The sequence below is a fragment of the Paenibacillus sp. FSL P4-0184 genome (assembly GCF_038004625.1).
Classification (GTDB): domain Bacteria; phylum Bacillota; class Bacilli; order Paenibacillales; family Paenibacillaceae; genus Paenibacillus_AQ.
Genome location: NZ_JBBORN010000002.1, coordinates 171,984 through 189,303 on the forward strand (window position 1 = coordinate 171,984; position 17,320 = coordinate 189,303).

At 42.8% G+C, this 17,320-nt stretch carries 12 protein-coding genes and 1 tRNA gene; 9 read left to right on the forward strand and 4 right to left on the reverse strand.

The window, feature by feature from the left end; translation table 11 throughout:
• Nucleotides 1-154 precede the first annotated feature (154 nt).
• A complete protein-coding gene (locus MKY52_RS22450) occupies nt 155-2,188 on the forward strand; it encodes a methyl-accepting chemotaxis protein (protein WP_341053642.1) in 2,034 nt (677 codons plus the stop codon).
• Nucleotides 2,189-2,339: 151 nt separating this feature from the next.
• Here the strand turns inward: MKY52_RS22450 and MKY52_RS22455 are convergent, their stop codons facing one another.
• Nucleotides 2,340-3,617: a histidine--tRNA ligase gene (locus tag MKY52_RS22455; protein ID WP_341055595.1), complete on the reverse strand. Its 1,278-nt coding sequence runs from the start codon at nt 3,615-3,617 to the stop codon at nt 2,340-2,342.
• Nucleotides 3,618-3,973: 356 nt separating this feature from the next.
• Between MKY52_RS22455 and MKY52_RS22460 the strand changes: the two genes are divergently transcribed.
• From MKY52_RS22460 to MKY52_RS22470, 3 genes are all read left to right on the forward strand, one after another.
• A complete protein-coding gene (locus MKY52_RS22460) occupies nt 3,974-4,627 on the forward strand; it encodes an HD domain-containing protein (RefSeq protein WP_341053645.1) in 654 nt (217 codons plus the stop codon).
• An 85-nt stretch (nt 4,628-4,712) separates the two neighbouring features.
• Entirely contained in the window at nt 4,713-6,158 is a 1,446-nt protein-coding gene (locus tag MKY52_RS22465; protein WP_076283218.1) for a DEAD/DEAH box helicase, read from the forward strand.
• A gap of 177 nt (nt 6,159-6,335) precedes the next feature.
• Nucleotides 6,336-6,773 (forward strand): hypothetical protein, encoded by a 438-nt coding sequence (locus MKY52_RS22470; RefSeq protein ID WP_341053646.1) that lies wholly within the window; start codon nt 6,336-6,338, stop codon nt 6,771-6,773.
• A gap of 611 nt (nt 6,774-7,384) precedes the next feature.
• Here the strand turns inward: MKY52_RS22470 and MKY52_RS22475 are convergent.
• Entirely contained in the window at nt 7,385-9,100 is a 1,716-nt protein-coding gene (locus MKY52_RS22475; RefSeq protein ID WP_340968657.1) for an ABC transporter ATP-binding protein, read from the reverse strand.
• A gap of 268 nt (nt 9,101-9,368) precedes the next feature.
• Between MKY52_RS22475 and MKY52_RS22480 the strand changes: the two genes are divergently transcribed.
• Complete coding sequence (locus MKY52_RS22480; protein ID WP_076283203.1) at nt 9,369-10,592, forward strand: CynX/NimT family MFS transporter; 1,224 nt, start codon at nt 9,369-9,371, stop codon at nt 10,590-10,592.
• Nucleotides 10,593-10,678: 86 nt separating this feature from the next.
• Here MKY52_RS22480 and MKY52_RS22485 read toward each other — a convergent pair whose 3' ends face one another.
• Nucleotides 10,679-11,440 (reverse strand): class I SAM-dependent methyltransferase, encoded by a 762-nt coding sequence (locus MKY52_RS22485; RefSeq protein WP_341053648.1) that lies wholly within the window; start codon nt 11,438-11,440, stop codon nt 10,679-10,681.
• A gap of 270 nt (nt 11,441-11,710) precedes the next feature.
• On the opposite strand from MKY52_RS22485, the gene MKY52_RS22490 reads away from it, so the two are divergent.
• Nucleotides 11,711-11,794, forward strand: a tRNA-Leu gene (locus tag MKY52_RS22490).
• Between the two features lie 138 nt (nt 11,795-11,932).
• On the opposite strand, the gene MKY52_RS22495 is transcribed toward MKY52_RS22490, so the two are convergent.
• Complete coding sequence (locus tag MKY52_RS22495; RefSeq protein WP_341053649.1) at nt 11,933-12,721, reverse strand: CPBP family intramembrane glutamic endopeptidase; 789 nt, start codon at nt 12,719-12,721, stop codon at nt 11,933-11,935.
• 335 nt (nt 12,722-13,056) lie between these two features.
• Here MKY52_RS22495 and MKY52_RS22500 point away from each other — a divergent pair, with 335 nt between their 5' ends.
• From MKY52_RS22500 to MKY52_RS22510, 3 genes are all read left to right on the forward strand, one after another.
• Nucleotides 13,057-13,386 (forward strand): PadR family transcriptional regulator, encoded by a 330-nt coding sequence (locus tag MKY52_RS22500; RefSeq protein WP_341053650.1) that lies wholly within the window; start codon nt 13,057-13,059, stop codon nt 13,384-13,386.
• Complete coding sequence (locus MKY52_RS22505) at nt 13,383-13,940, forward strand: DUF2812 domain-containing protein (protein ID WP_341053651.1); 558 nt, start codon at nt 13,383-13,385, stop codon at nt 13,938-13,940. The genes MKY52_RS22500 and MKY52_RS22505 overlap by 4 nt, the downstream gene beginning before the upstream one ends.
• 222 nt (nt 13,941-14,162) lie before the next feature.
• On the forward strand, nt 14,163-17,252 hold the full coding sequence (locus MKY52_RS22510) for a PAS domain S-box protein (RefSeq protein WP_341053652.1): 3,090 nt from the start codon (nt 14,163-14,165) through the stop codon (nt 17,250-17,252).
• Nucleotides 17,253-17,320 lie beyond the last annotated feature (68 nt).

Genomic DNA, 17,320 nt, shown 5'->3' on the forward strand with positions numbered 1-17,320 from the left:
TTCTGCATTTATATGCAAAAATTCGACATTTTTTGATATTTTCCGTATTTTCGCTTCGTCAATATTCACTAATTTATCATCATATCCGATAGTAGTTGTATTATTTACAATTGCATTGTTCTCTAATGAACAGTAGTCGGAAGGATGAGGAAAAATGAAGATTCGTCTTAAACTATCACTTATGATGATAGGTGTGACCCTATTATGTATTGCAGTAATGGGGGTTTTTACATATTTAAGGTCAACTCAGGCCATTGTGAGCCTTACTGAGAATTCTATGAAGCAGGTCAATACGAATAAAGCTCAGACCATATCGGCTATGATTTCGAAGGAGCAGAGAAGTATTGAACTTATTGCGGGAAGGTCGGAAATTGTCGAATTATTACTCCAAGCAGGGAATGGTGGCGTCGCCAAGGGGAGTAAGCTACAGAATGAGGTAAATATCAGCCTTCAGGGAATTGTGAAGGATGCTGGGAACCTCGAACATGCTTTTGTCAGTGATATGAATGGAATCGCTGTGGCTGACAGTGATATTAAGCTTATAGGTACGGATTTCAGTGATAGAAATTATACGAAGAAAGTAATGGAGACTGCGGCGCCGGTAATTAGCGAAACGCTGAAATCGAAATCTACTGGGGCTTATGTGGTAGGATTTGTACATCCGGTTAAGAGTAACGGGAAGATGATTGGATATGTAGCTTCAGCGGTTTCTGCAGATAGTATGATTAAGTATTTAGCAAACACAAAAGTGGTGAACACGACGAGCTCTTATGCCTATTTACTGGATGAGAACGGAAATAAACTGTATCATCCGGATCAAAAACAAATCGGACAACCGATTGAGAATGCTCTGATCTCGGCTGTTATGGATCGTGTGAGGGCTGGTGAAGAGGTAGCAGATGGCCTGTTTAATAATACATATAATGATGTGGAGAAGAAATCAGCTTACACGGTAATTCCTGAGACCAACTGGTTGCTTGTATTAACTGCTGACTTAGATGAGATAGTGAAGCCTGTCACTGATATGAGAAATTTTAACATTATACTGGGTGTAGGAAGTTTGATTATTGCATTGTTGATTGCTTTATATTTTGCCCAAAAAATCTCTTCACCGATTGCTAAACTGACAGAGTTGATCAATAGAACGGCAGATCTGAATTTGACGTATGAATCCCAGTACGAGTATCTGACGAAAAACAAAGATGAAACAGGTACGATAGCCATAGCGATGCTCCGAACACGGGTTATTCTTCGTGATATGGCGGGTAGTCTAATCACGATCTCGACCAAGGTGCTTGATAATGCGGAGACTCTTGAAAAGCTGTCTATAGATGTACGGGAGAATGCTCATGACAATTCGGCAACTACACAGCAGCTTTCGGCAGGGATGGAGGAGACAGCAGCTTCAACACAAGAGATGACAGCAGCGATTACTGAAATTGATATTAATGTGTCTGAGATCTCCAGTAATGTGAAGGAAGGCGCTGAAGTTTCCAAACAGATCAGTGAGCGGGCGATGGCGTTACAAGATGAGGCGTTAGAGTCAACGGATAATGCGAAGCGAGTGTATGAATCTGTTCGTATCGATATGGAAAAAGCAATTGAACAGTCGAATGCGATCTCAGAGATTAATGTACTGGCGGATACGATTCTGTCGATTACTAGCCAGACCAATCTGCTTGCTTTGAATGCAGCGATCGAAGCGGCTAGAGCAGGTGAGGCAGGTAGAGGATTTGCTGTTGTAGCTGGTGAAATCCGCAAGTTGGCTGAGAAATCGTCAGAGACTGCGGCTGGGATTCAAGGGGTCGTTTCAGGTGTATATGCTTCTGTTGAACTAATGAAGGAAAATTCAGAGGCGTTACTTGCTTTTATTGACCAGAATGTTCTTGGAGACTATGAGCGGTTAACGGAGGTAAGTCAGCAATATAACAGAGATGCTACTACAGTAAATTTGCTGATGAATCAATTTGAGACTGCGGCCGATCATCTAAGTATGGCTGTATCTAGTATTTCTATAGCGGTCAATGAAGTGGCTGCTACAGTAAATGAGGGGGCTATTGGGATTCAGGATATTGCGGTGAAGACGGCTGATATCGTTGAGAAGACATTCCATGAAGTTACGGTGGCTGACGAGAATACCCAAAGTGCCAAGGAGCTACAGGGGCTGGTAGATCGGTTTAAGATCTAAGTAGGATTAAGGGAATCTTTATCCGTCATTCATAAAATATTAAGCTTGCAAGGTTATAGTACATATATAACCTCCCTTAAATATAAACTTTGCCCCGCCGGCCGTCGGCGGGGTCTTTTTTTTATGTGAATCCTTTTAAGCGAATACCAGCTTAGCCAGTGATGAGGTAAATAGCTTCATCCAGCGGAACGATAACCTCTGTTTGTTCCACCATATCTTTCAAACGTACCTTATCAACACTTGATTCGCTTTCGCCGATCAGTATAACGTAACGGATGTTTTTGGATGAAGCTGTGGCGAGCTGCTTTTTTAATTTTCTTTTACCGGATACGAGAGTGGTTCTTATAGAACAGGCACGCAGCTCGGCTGCTGCAATTAAAGCTTGTGGTAGTGTCTCACCGATGGGAATGACCATAACATTTGCTGCTCTATTTTCTTGGATAGGTCGTTCTGCTAGGAGCGCCATGATTGACTCCATACCAAATGACAACCCCACCGTAGGATATTGATTATCCTCTCTGCCCACTAGCTGTCCGATAATCGCGTCATATCTGCCTCCGCCACCCAAGCTTGAGGCAAAGGAACCAGATGCATCAAAGATCTCGTAAACTGTTCCTGTGTAGAATGAAAGACCTCGGGATAAGAAAGGATCGAAGCGGCAATTCTCCTGTAGTCCAATGTCTTGGATTAGATTTTGTAGGACGAGAACCTCTGACGCACCCGGTTGTGTTGTGAGATTGTATTTGTCGCATAACTGCTCAAAGCTTGGATTATCCATTTCGATAAGCGCTAGAATCGCTGCGATGGTTGCACGTTCTAGCCCCTTGCTAATCAACTCGTTCTCCACTCCACTAATGTTGATTTTCTCAAGTTTATCAAGGGTAAGCATAACGGATAGTTGCTCTTCCGCAGGTACGCCGATGGAATCTAGAATCTCACCGAGAAAACGTCGATTGTTCCATTTTAGAATGATAGGAATGTCCAGCTTGCGGAACGCTTCGGTAGCCAGTTGCATTAGCTCAGCTTCAGCCTCAGGGCCGGAAATGCCGACCACATCGACATCACATTGCAGGAATTCACGCAGACGCCCACGTTTTACGGGTCCATCTCGGAACACTTTTCCGATCTCATACCGCTTGAAGGGAAACTCTATCCCTGGATTTAAAGCGATCACTTTGGCAAAAGGGATGGTCAGATCATAGCGTAACCCTAGCTTGCGGTTGCCTTGATCTGTAAGTTGGTACATTTCCTTAAGAATTTCGTCCCCGCCTGCATATTTTGAAGTTAATAACTCCAATTCATTTAATAACGTCGTATCCATCGATTCAAAATCATAGAGCTCGAACAAGTCCTGCAGCGTATTTTGAATGTTCTTTCTGAGCGCTTGCTCTTGACCGAAGTAATCATAAGTTCCTTTAATGTTTTGCATCATTAGTAGCTCCTTTGAATTGGCATAGTTTAGAAAATAAAAAAACGCGCAGGACCTCTTGGTCCTGCGCGTGATCTATGCCGCAGGGAGGCCAACGCGAGTAGCGTTAGCCTCCCTGAAAAAATTCAGGAGTGCTAACGCTGTTTGTGATAATAATGAAGTTGATTCAGCATGATTGTATTTGTATTCATCAGAACCAATTCCCTTCGAAATTTTGATTACTGCCGATTATAGCCGATCATTTGGAGTCGTGCAAGCAAGAATTTATAATTGGTTCGATTTCTTGTGGGCGAATGGACAAGTTATCAGCTATAATAGGGCTTCGATATTCCTTAAGGAAAGGGAGTTTTTCTACGATGAATGAATCTTTAATTATAGCTCGAACCGAAGAATTTGTTAAAGAACAACTTGGACAAGATACTACGGGTCATGACTGGTGGCATTGCGATAGAGTGCGCAACACCGCCGTTGAAATTGCCAAGATCGAGAGCGCAGATGTATTTGTTTGCACGATGGCCGCCTTGCTGCATGATGTTGCTGACGAGAAGCTTAATCCGTCTAAAGAAGAAGGTTTGCTTAAAGTACGTGCATGGCTTTCTTCAAACCTTACAGATGAGCAACAAATTAATCATATTATGATGATTATTGAGACGATGTCCTTTAGTGGTGGCGGGGGAGAACCGATGCAGACGCTTGAAGGCCAAGTGGTTCAAGATGCCGATCGACTTGATGCGCTTGGTGCGATTGGCATTGCCAGAACCTTTATTTTCTCAGGGGCGAAAGGTCGTCCAGCTTATGATCCAGAAGTGTCTCCAAGAGATGAATCGCTTCAAAAGGAGTACAGGGATTACAGCAAAGGAACGGCTATCAATCATTTTTATGAGAAGTTATTAAAATTAAAATTCCTGATGAATACAACCTATGGACGCAAGTTAGCAGAAGAACGGCATGATTTTATGCTTAATTATCTGGACCAGTTCTATAAGGAATGGAATCAAGGGAGCCAATAGCTGTTATAATGATAAGTATGCACAAGATGAAGGATCGCGGAGTTTCCGCTTTAACCAGAACAATCGGCATAGAAGAGGTTGAACGATGAGTGAATTGCAATTTAGAGATTATGAGTTAAACGAAGACATTATTAAAGCGCTGGATGTCCTGAAATATGAGACGCCAACAGAAGTTCAAAGCAAAGTGATCCCTGTAGCTCTTCAGCAAAAGGATCTGATCGTTAAATCGCAAACGGGTAGCGGTAAGACGGCAGCTTACGGAATCCCGGTCTGTGATTTGGTGGATTGGGTGGAGAATAAGCCGCAGGCTTTGATTCTAACGCCTACTCGGGAGCTTGCCATGCAAGTGAAAGAGGATATCACCAACATTGGACGATTTAAACGGGTTAAGGCCGTGGCTCTTTTCGGTAAGCAGCCTTTTGCTCCACAAAAAATTGAACTTACTCAAAAAACACATGTTGTCGTAGGTACGCCTGGACGTGTGTTCGACCATATTGAAAGAGGTACGCTTCCGCTAAATCGGATCAAGTATTTGATCATCGATGAAGCAGACGAGATGCTGAGCATGGGGTTCATTGAGCAGATCGAAAAGATCATTAAGCAGCTGCCAAAAGAAAGAGTGACTTGTGTTTTCTCCGCTACATTACCGGAAGTGATTAAGAATTTGTGCCGGAAATATATGAGCGATCCAACGGAAATTGAGATTCAAGCAAGTGGAATTACAACTGCTACAATTGAACATGCGTTGATCGAAGTGAGACAAGCTGCCAAGTTCTCGCTACTGAGCGATATTATTACGGTGGAGAATCCGGACAGCTGTATTATCTTTTGCCGTACACAAGAGCAGGTGAATGCGGTATTTAGAGGGCTGGCTGATTTGGAATATCCCTGTGATAAGATCCACGGAGGAATGGAGCAGGACGAGCGCTTTGAGGTCATGAATGCTTTTAAAAGAGGGCAGTTCCGTTATCTAATCGCTACCGATGTAGCGGCAAGAGGCATTGATATCGAGAACATCACTCACGTGATTAATTACGATATTCCGCTGGAAAAAGAAAGCTACGTGCACCGTACAGGCAGAACTGCTCGTGCAGGCAAGACGGGTAAAGCGATCACTTTCGTCACTCCGAATGAGCAAAAGTGGGTCAAGGACATTGAAGGCTATATTGGCTTTAGCATCCCGAATATGAAAGCTCCTTCGGATGATGCCGTTGCTTACGCAAAGGAAGCGTTCGAGCAGAAAATTAACAAGCAGCCTGTCCGCAAGAAGGACAAAAGCGAAAGCTTGAACAAAGAGATCATGAAGCTGTACTTCAACGGCGGCAAGAAAAAGAAGCTAAGAGCCGTGGACTTTGTCGGCACAATCGCAAAGCTTGAGGGTATATCTGCAGAAGATATCGGTATTATCTCGATTCAGGACAATGTGACCTACGTGGATATTTTGAACGGTAAAGGTGCAATGGTATTGCAAGCGATGAGAGAGACGACGGTGAAGGGCAAGCAGCTTAAAGTGCATATTGCGAAGAAATAAGTACGTGAACAGCAGTTTATCGCTAATCACCATTCATAAGTGCCGCTATTGATGCGGTTTAATTAAGAGGGAGTCGTGTTCTTTACACGGCTCCTTTTTTATTTGTTTTTTACAGATTGAAAATAGAGGATTAATCTATCGGTATTCAGAACTGTTACTAAATAAAGAGGTGGTATAGTGAAAAGTGAATTTAAGAACATTAGGATTAAAGCGATTCTGCAAGTTCTAATTGTTGTATTTTTGCATTTTATAACTATCTATTTTTTGAAGCTGAAAACTGAAGATTGGGATGAAGAAATAGTAAAGCAGATGTTCTTAATGTATTCAGCACCAATATTTCTTACATATATTTCTTGCGTGATGGCTTTAAAGACGAGGAAGCTAAGGTACAATATTGCATGGTTAGTTATCAGTACTTTACCTAGCATGAGAATTCTATTTTACTTAAAAGAATATCAAGGGAAAAAATCTGCAAATCCTGGTTTCGTTGAATTTGATATTCCTCAGATAGAGCTTATTTATCTATTTCCTGTTAGTTACTTGGGTATCCAACTAATTTTAATATTTTTAATGTTGATAATGATATTTTCGAAGGAAAAACCAGTAATTGATTAACATCTGTACATAAAGAATGGAAATACGAGATTCACTTTTCGTCCATCACAACCATGGAAAAGTTTCTAATTATGCTAAGGGATGGATGAGGTTGGTCGTTTGATACCCTGAAGGCAACGGTGAGGCTCTATCGTAAAGAAGCTTAGTTTTGGGAGGAGTAATTATCGAATTGGGTGTAGATGAAAATAGTTTGTGTTTGAGCGAGTGTTTAGATTGCGTTTGTGTTTGATTTATAGGGAAAACCTCCCTATAAATTACTGATTTTCGCTGGATTTTAAGCTTTTTAGGGAATTTCTCCCTATAAATCGCCTGAAATCCACTATTATGAGCTAACTAGGTGAATTTAAGGGGAGGATTTCCCTAATTATTGAAGTTGGGACCGTATTATCGATGGAATTAGGAGGATTTCCCTAATCCTATCTCAGTGACTCCATAAGCTTGCGACTCCATGGACCACAACACTCTATTACTCCTTAACTCCATAACTGCCCAGATCCCCAATTTAGCATCTCACGCTGGAAGCAGCGAGATGCACTAAAAAGCAAGCCTAGTCGCCAATTACGTAGAGACTAGGCTTGCTTCATTTAGCTAGGGAGCTAGATATAACGTCCCTAAGCGTTATACTGTGCCTGATGCAGCCGGCTGTATATGCCACCGGCATGGACTAACTCTTCATGGCGGCCTTGCTCGGCGATGCCTTCTTCGTTCACGACCATGATCCGGTCGGCATTCTTTATCGTCGTCAATCGGTGGGCGATGACGAGTGTGGTTCTACCCACGGACAGATCCGCCAGCGATTGCTGAATCGCTGCTTCCGTTTCTGTATCCAGTGCTGAAGTAGCTTCATCCAGAATCAGGATCGGTGGATTCTTCAGGAACATGCGGGCGATCGCTAGGCGCTGCTTCTGTCCACCGGACAGCTTCACACCGCGCTCTCCGATCACCGTATCCATGCCATCTGGAAGATTCTGAATGAGATCTTCCAGATGGGCACGCCGAGCAGCTTCCCAGATTTCAGGCAGCTTCGCATCGAGCTTTCCGTAGGCAATATTCTCACGAATCGTACCGGAGAATAGGAACACATCCTGCTGTACGATCCCGATCTGCTTACGTAACGACTCCAGCTTCATGTCACGGATATCGATGCCATCTATGGTGATAGCCCCGCCTGTGACATCATAGAAACGAGGGAGCAGGCTGCAAATAGTTGTTTTGCCTGCGCCAGAAGGTCCAACAAAGGCAATCGTTTCGCCAGCCTTAACTTTTAGGCTGATATTTTGTAGAACCGGACGGTCTTCGTCGTATCCGAAAAAGACATTCTGGAAGGTAATATCACCGTGTAAAGTACTTACCTCTACGGCATCCGGCTTATCGCTGATATCTGGCTCCGTATCAATAATTTCTAGATAACGTTTAAAGCCGGCAATTCCTTTTGGATAACTCTCGATAACGGCATTGATCTTCTCGATCGGACGGAAAAAGATATTGGACAACAGAATAAATGCCACAAACTCACCGATTTGCAACTCGCCATTGATGAAGAACCAAGCGCCGCTGATCATCACAAGGATCGTAATGAGGCGTGTCATCATATAGCTGACGGATAAGCTTTTGGCCATGATTTTATAAGCGAGAAGCTTAGTTTTACGGAACATTTGGTTATCTACTGCGAATAGCTCTTGTTCATGCTGCTCATTGGCAAAAGATTGAACAACCCGGATACCACCGACATTATCTTCGATACGGGCATTGAAACTACCTACATTTCCAAAAAGCTGGCGATAGGTGGAAGTCATGTTGCGTCCGAAGTAGATGATCACCCAAGCCATAATTGGAACGATAATAAAAGTAATAATGGCCAGCTTCAGATTAATATCAGCCATAAGGAGGAAAGCACCGACAAGTGTCATGATGGCGATAAATATATCCTCAGGACCGTGATGCGCCACCTCGCCGATATCATTTAAATCGTTGGTGATTCGCCCGATGAGGTGACCTGTTTTATTATTATCAAAAAAGCGGAAGGACAGTTTCTGGATGTGATCGAACATTTTTTTACGCATATCGGTCTCGATATTAATGCCAAGCATATGCCCCCAGTATGTAACGATATACTGCATAACTGTATTCAAGGCGTAAATAGCTAGGAGCGCGACACACGCAATAAGAATTAGCGGCCAATCTTGACCCGGGAGTAAATCATCAATAAATTTATTGACAGCTACCGGAAAAGCTAGTTCTAGAAGACCTGCAAAAACAGCGCAGGAGAAGTCCAATATAAATAGTTTTTTATACGGACGATAGTAGGAAAAAAACCTTCGAAGCATTCTGTTCACTCTTTTCTATAGGAATATGTAGGAGATCGAATGAAATTGATTCTCAATTGTCTTGATTATATGGATACTAAAGATGTCATTCGATTTTGTCAATAATAGGGTTATAAAATTACTTAAGGCTTGTAACTTTTATAATAATAGTGGATGATAGGTCTTAATGCCATGTAATAAACATTTTTATATTTCTGGCGTAATCGCTCACCGTCCTTACAGGAATGTCAAAGGCGTTTATGCTTGTTGCAATTTAGGAGGATACATGATGAAAGCATCGCAACGAGAAGGAAACATTCAGAATAGAGGTTTAACGGATACCAAATATGATCGCTGGCTGCTAGTGTTGGGGATTGTGTTTATCGCAGCGGCACTTAGAGCGCCTTTCACATCCGTCGGTCCACTGGTACAAATGATTCAGGATGATCTAGGCTTATCGAACACTTTAGCAGGAGCTATTACTACTCTACCATTGTTGGCTTTTGCCATTTTGTCCCCGTTTGCTCCAAAGCTAGCTCGCCGTTTCGGCTTGGCTAATGTGTTATTAATTGCTATGGTTATGCTTGCTATGGGGATTCTAATCCGGTCGGGATCTGGAACGGGACTGTTGTTCACAGGTACGGCGATACTCGGGCTTTCTATTGCAGTATGTAATGTATTGCTTCCGGGTCTGATTAAAGGGAAGTTTCCTCACAAAATTGGGTTAATGACAGGTGTCTACACCGTCTCAATGAATTTATGTGCAGCCGTCGCTTCAGGTATTAGTGTTCCGCTAGCTAGTCATGCTGGATTTGGCTGGAGAGGGACTTTGGCGATTTGGTTTATGATCGCTGCGCTAGCAACCCTGTTCTGGATTCCGCAAATGCGCAAGCTCGATCAAGGGACTGGGGCCAAGGGGTCGATCTCTAGTGGAAATATGTGGCGTTCTTCACTTGCTTGGAAGGTAACGATTTTTATGGGCTTACAGTCGTTGCTCTATTATGTCTTCATAGCTTGGTTCTCTGTTCTCCTTGGTGAGCGAGGGATGTCATCAAGCCATGCAGGTTGGTTACTATCACTAATGCAAATGGCCCAGCTGCCGTTTACTTTCTTCGTGCCGTTGTGGGCAGGTCGGATGAAGAACCAACGTATTCTAGTAATCATCACGGCTATTTTGTATTTCATCGGAATCGGTGGCATTTGGTTGGGAAGCAGTGCTTTAATGGCTGTCTGGGCGATCTGTTTTGGGATTGCCGGAGGATTTGCCTTCGGACTTGTGATGATGTTCTTCAGTCTACGGACCAGAAGCACTCAAGAAGCAGCGGAACTGTCGGGAATGGCCCAATCCGTAGGTTACGTGCTTGCAGCAATGGGCCCGGCATTATTCGGATGGCTTCATGATGTAACGAATAGCTGGACGATGCCGCTTGTTTTATTGCTGGGTGCAAGCGTATTGCTGCTGGTTGTCGGACTTGGTGCTGGTAGCGATCGATATGTGGGAGATAGAAGATAGATGGTCATAAAAAGAGTGTATTGGTACGGACACGCGCCAGTACACTCTTTTTTTTGTTGCATAGGAAGAAGCCACACCCTTCATTGTTAGACGCGTTTGTAAGCGACGACCCGGATTCTTCGATAATCCATCACCCAGCGGCCATCCTGAAATAATGTCGGTCTAAGTTTCTGTTCCATATAAGAGAGGACTTCTTCTCGTTCAGATGGTGTTAGGACACTTAAGATTCCATTAGCAAAAGTGTTCAGCCAGGACTGGAACCCTTGCTCTCCAGCCTCTAGTGGGGTTGGACGGTCGAAACAAAGGGCGAGGTCAACAGTCAGTCCATGTTGTTCTAGTAGTGTTGTATATTGTCCGATGCTAGGGAAGTACCAAGGTAATTGAAGCTTATCACTACACCCTATAGCGGTAAAAGCATTTGGAAGCTCAGTAACGATAGAAGCGATATTGCCCAGCCCACCGAACTCGGCAACAAAACGTCCGCCTGTTCGTAGGCTAGCTGTGATAGAAGCAGCTGCTCCGTTCGAGTCGGTCAACCAGTGTAGAGCAGCGTTGCTGAACACGGCATCGACTGGCTGTTCCGCGACATAGTTTTGCCCATCTGCTAAGATGAAGTTTAGCTGGGGATGCTTGTCACGGGCAGTCTGAATCATTTCGGCTGAAGCATCAATACCTGTTACAGTGGCACCACTAGCAGCGATGGCTGCTGCCAAATCACCAGTTCCGCAGCCCCAATCAACAATTTGTTCGCCAGGCTGGGGGCGAAGAAGTTCAATCAATGACTCTCCAAACTGAGACACAAAGGCCATAACAGTATCATAGGTTCCGGTGTTCCACTGCTGGTTCATACGTATTCGTCCTTTCTGGTTTGGAATTACAGTGATATTTCCGACGTAGCACATTCTTTATTTATGTTGTATCATAACAGCCTCTTATAAGTGAAATATATAAACTGAATAACTGTGATTGGTTATGCCTATGGGGATTTGAATATGTTATATCGCTTATATCGCTGTTGTTAGATTTATCTGTACATCGATTTAAAAATATGTTGCTATTTATTCGAAAAAAGAGTATAGTCTTATGTACAGTGATTATTTCATTGGTGTACATAATGTGCGGTCGTGGCGGAATTGGCAGACGCGCACGGTTCAGGTCCGTGTGGTAGCAATATCGTGGAGGTTCGAGTCCTCTCGACCGCATCAAGTAACAATGAAAGAGCTCTTGAATTTCCTTATATGGAGATTTAAGAGCTCTTTTCATTTTCGGGTATGCCCTGTCAGATACAAAAAAAGGCTGGAACAAGAAACGATTCTTGTTCCAGCCTTTTTTTGTAGAGATTAACTGGCTCGATTAGCTTCGGATTTTTTTATTTTACGGAACACGATAAACAAGAAGATAATACTTAGCGGAGCGGCAACCATTATGCTCAAACCACCTAAGCCATTGTTGTCGGCAGAAGAATACTCAGACATGAACACCGAGACATCCCAAAGTCCATGCAGTAACATCGCCCAGATTAGGCTACCTGTCACTCGACGGACAATATATAAGCTGAATCCCATAAGAGCAGCAAAGAAAAATTGAGTGATGGTTGTTAAAATATCTTGACCGAGCACGATGTTCGAGCCGTGAATGAGACCAAATATTATACTGGTCAAAATACATACCCATCCCTCGGATAGCTTAGAACGTAGAGACGTCAATAGTAAGCCGCGATAAGTAATTTCTTCACAGAAACCTACGAGCAATCCAAATGTAATCAGAATGAGAATGAATTTGGCGTCAAAATTACTAAAGTCCGTTGAAAAAAGATTGGCGATTGCGCCAAGTAGCAAAAATAACGGAGCAATGATCGGCCATTTATAGGTCCAACGTTGAAGTGTATTGTCGTATAATGCAGGCCGCCACCAACCGAGCAAGGAGGTTACAATAATAAGTGCAATAGCACCCGCGGCCATGGAAATGATGGCTGAATGGTACAAGTTATCCGCTGATGCGCCAAAATCTTGATAAGGAATTCCAGATAATTTTTGAATTGGAAGAATAATGAACAGATATCCGACTGCGATGAGTAGGCCAATCCAAACTTTTGGTGTAACACGTAATTGATGTTCTGATTTTTTCATGTTATAACGAACCTTTCTGTTTGTATTTAAATGCAATCAATCCAGTCTACAAGCTATGTATCTGCTTAACTAATCTATAGTTTACATGAATATCTATTATGGAAATTTTCAACATTGTCATATTTTTTCAACCTTATTTTCACTACTGGGATACCAAATTATGTATAGTTAGAACCGTCTATAGGCATGGGCTATAGGCTTTTTTTCGTGGTTATGATCGTTTAGGTTTACTAAAAATAGGTATTTTTGTATTGACAATTATATCGGCTTCCGTAATAATAATATTATTACGGTAACCGATATATCGCTAACAGTAATAGAATGGAGATGGAATCATGCCTGAAAGCTCAGAAAGAGGAGCCTTAACGGAAGCTGTATTTTACATTTTATTGTCTTTATACACCGCAATGCACGGTTACGCGATTATGCAGAATGTGAAGGATTTAAGTCATGGTCGAGTGGATCTTGGAGCGGGCACTTTATATGGAGCTATCAACACCTTGCTTGAGAAAAACTGGATAAGAGCTATAGAAGGGGAAGAAGGCTCCCGAAGAAAGGAATACGAAATTACTGAATTAGGGAAGACAGTGATTCAGGGGGAGCTTATCCGGTTGAAAGAACTGATTGCCAATGGGAAGAGAATAGCTGGAGGTGAGTCCAAATGAAACATGTGGTTCGCAAGCTGTTTTGGGATTTTGAGAAGGAAGAACAGTGGCTTAATGAAATGTCTGCCAAAGGGTTAGCCCTTTCAAGCTACTCCTGGTGTAAATATGTGTTTACTGACTCGCCTAAGAATGAGTATACGTATAGAATTGAGCTTTTAGATAATGTGCCTACTCATCCGGAAAGCATGGCATACCTCAAGTTTTTAGAAGAAAATGGAGTAGAGTGTGTTAGCAGCTATGTTCGCTGGATTTATCTTAGAAAGAAGTCATCCGAAGGTGCGTTTGATATTTACACAGATCTGGAATCCAAAATAAAACACTTTAAGCGAATCAACACACTATGGAATTCTGTCATGTGGTTAGAGTTCATTGTTGGTTTAGCCAACATTCTTATTGGGGTAACGAATTATTTCACTTCTTCCAGCAGCATTAGTTTGGTAAACGTTATTCTAGGCGGGCTTTTAATTCTTTTAGGACTTGTTTTTTTAAGAGCTGGCGCACCTATCCGTAAGAAAATTAAAAAGCTTCAACAAGAGAATTTAATAAGAGAATAGTCCTTATTCTTGTGATATGTATAAACAGCAGGTTTCCTGATTACTCGGGACTTGTTGTTTATTTTTTTTGTCTATGACGATAACGCGCAATCTCTTTGATTTATACCCGCCTATCATTTAGGACTCAGCTATCAAGCTTAATTACCGAAAAAAAGGTATACTGGAATAGATTACGAAATTGTAATAAAGTTTGTCCCCATCTCAAAAGAGGAGGCTGCACAGGTGTCTGAATTTCTTTTTAAGCAACTATACTTACGGTCTTCTATAGGGGTTGCTGTAGTCTCTCCTAAGGAAGGGACCTTGATTCAATCCAATCCAGCACTTTGCCATATGCTTGGTTACTCTGAAGAAGAGCTTTTGAATCTACATTATTTAGATCTAATTTATCCAGACGATAAGACTAATGATGATCATAACGTTATCCTGAACAAGCTCTTAGCAGATCCTGGGACCGCAATTGAGTTAGAAAGACGGTTCTTATGTAAGGGTGGCGAGATAATCTGGGTAGCTCAACATATATTTCTGATTCTTCAGGAGAACTCTAGTGAACCCCTTGTCTTGATCTCAGAACTTACGGATATCACAGACCGAAGGCTTGCGGAAGATAAGATTCAGGAAGATCAGCATTTATATAATTTGATCACACAAAATACGCCAGATATGATTTCTTTTGGCGGACCAGACGGTACACTGCACTACGTTTCTCCTTCAGTGGAGTTGTTGCTAGGATATCCTCCAGATGAAATGATCGGTACAAAAAGACCTGAGTATTATCACGCAGAAGATGCCCTTGAAATGACAAAACACGGAAAGCTCTATTCTGATACGGATGTGTATACACGCAGGGCCCGGCATAAGGATGGACATTATTTGTGGATTGAGAGCAGCTCACAGGTGGTACGTGATGAGCAGGGGGAAATCAAGCAGATATTAACGATCGGCCGTGATATTACGCAGCGTAAGAAATATGAGGATATGCTGGCGCAAGCCCAATATCTTGCGAAAATGGGATCGTGGGAATGGGATGCGACGAAAACGCGGTTGACGGTTTCTAGAGAGATGCGTAACATTTTTGGCTTTTCATTGGACGACAGCAATCATTCCTATTTTGATTACAAACGAGTGCTTTCCTGTATTGATCCAGATGATCTTACTAGACTTCAAAAGCTGGTTCACCAGTCTTTAGCGAATGGGACGAATGGCGAAGTTATGGTTCGAATTAAAAGTACGGATGGAAAATTGAAGTTTCTGGATGCACACTGGGAAGTGACTAAAGATGAGGAAGGAAGAGTGCTACAGATCAGTGGGATTGCCCAGGATGTGACTGAACGTCATCGTATGGAGGAACAGATGCGTGATAGTGAGCAGAATTACCGACTCCTGTCGGAAAATTCAATGGATTTCATTTCACGTAATACAGCGGACGGAGACCTCATCTATCTGTATGCATCACCCATTTGCCAGACGATGTTCGGCTATACACCGGAAGAAATGTACGAAACGAGAGGTATTGATTACATACATCCTGAAGACAAGGAGAAAGTGGTGTCCTATCTTAGCAACTGTATGGAAGGGAAGAAGCTCGACCCTGTGACCTTTCGTTTTCTGTGCAAAGATGGAACGTACATTTGGACGGAAACAACACTTCGCTATATTTACTCGGAGACCTTTGGAGGACGGGAGCTTGTGTGTGTAACCCGGGACATTGCGGAACGGGCGCGGCATTTTGAAGAAATAGAGAAGTTAAGTAACGAGCATGCTCTAATATTGAATTCGGTATCTGAAGGCATATTTGGTATGAATCTTGAAGGGGATACGATGTTCATCAATCCAGCGGCGATTACTATGCTAGGATACGATCCAACGGAATGGTTGAACAGCAAATTCCATACGATTCATCAGACTTGGCTGGATAATGAGCCATTCTTGGGCCTTCAGAAGACGCTGATTCCCTCGCACTTCAATAATCGCTCTTTTGATGAGAAAGAGGGTGTGTTTTGGAGGCAAGATGGTTCCAGTTTTTTGGTCAGATATCACATGACTCCTCTTTTTGATGGAGAAGAGCGGATCGGGGCTGTAGTGGTTTTCCGAGATATCACAGAAGAGAAGGAGATTGTGCGAGCGAAGGAGTCTGCAGAGGAAGCGGATCGGGCGAAATCGGAGTTTCTAGCGATCATGAGCCATGAGCTGCGTACGCCTATGAACGGTATTATAGGAATGGCAGACTTGCTCTCAGGGACAGAGCTAAATGAAGAGCAGAGCTACTACACACAAATCATTACAAGTAGCGGAGAAGCATTGCTTCATATTTTGAATGAAGTGCTGGATTTCAGCAAAATTGAAGCAGGCATGATGACACTTGAACTGCAAATGGTGGATTTGCGTGAAGTGATACAGAACGTTAGTGAGCTATTCTATCCGAAGGTCAAAGAGAAAGGGTTGTTACTGACTATCGATATTGCACCTGATCTTCCATTTGTCATTGTGACGGATGAGGCGAGATTGCGCCAAATTCTCGTGAACTTAGTGGGAAATGCGGTGAAATTTACGGAGACAGGTGAAATTAGTATTTCTGCCAGCCTGGAGGCTTCTCGAAAGTCAGGAAATATTATCGTTAAATTCATGGTTAAAGATACGGGCTTGGGGATCCCAGTTGCCAGTCAAGGGTTATTGTTTCAATCGTTCTCGCAATTGCATCCTTCCATTAATCGAAAATATGGCGGAACAGGACTTGGACTGGCCATTAGCAAAAAGCTGGTGGAGCTGCTCGGAGGAGCGATTGGTGTGAGGAGTTGTGAGGAACATGGTTCAGAGTTCTTTTTCACCGTGGAGGTTTCTTTGCCGAAAGAGGAATGGAATCAGAAGGTTACGCTCCACCCTTCAGTGGACACAGACAAAAGCAATAAACCTAACGCCAAAGCATCTGATACGGGAGAATATGGACCGATGTCTATTCTCATCGCTGAAGATCATCCTGTGAATCAGCAACTGATGCTGGCGTATATGAAAAAGAGGGGATACTTCCCTGACATTGCATCCAATGGCGAGGAAGCGGTTCGAGCTGTGCTGTCCAAGGATTATGATCTCGTCTTTATGGATATTCAGATGCCTATTATGGATGGTATAGAAGCAACAGGAATCATACGTGAGAAGCTTGGGCTGTCTCCCATTATTATTGCGGCCACAGCTTTTGCCAGAAATGAAGATAAAGACATGTGTCTGAGTGCAGGAATGCAGGATTTCATCTCCAAGCCTATCTCCATAAAGGAGCTTGACAGAGTGTTAAAAGATTGGTCTCCTCGGATTCGTTAAGGATGAGGAGTGTCATTGACAAAAGGGCGTAAGATTAATATATTTGTAATCGTAATTATTACGAATAT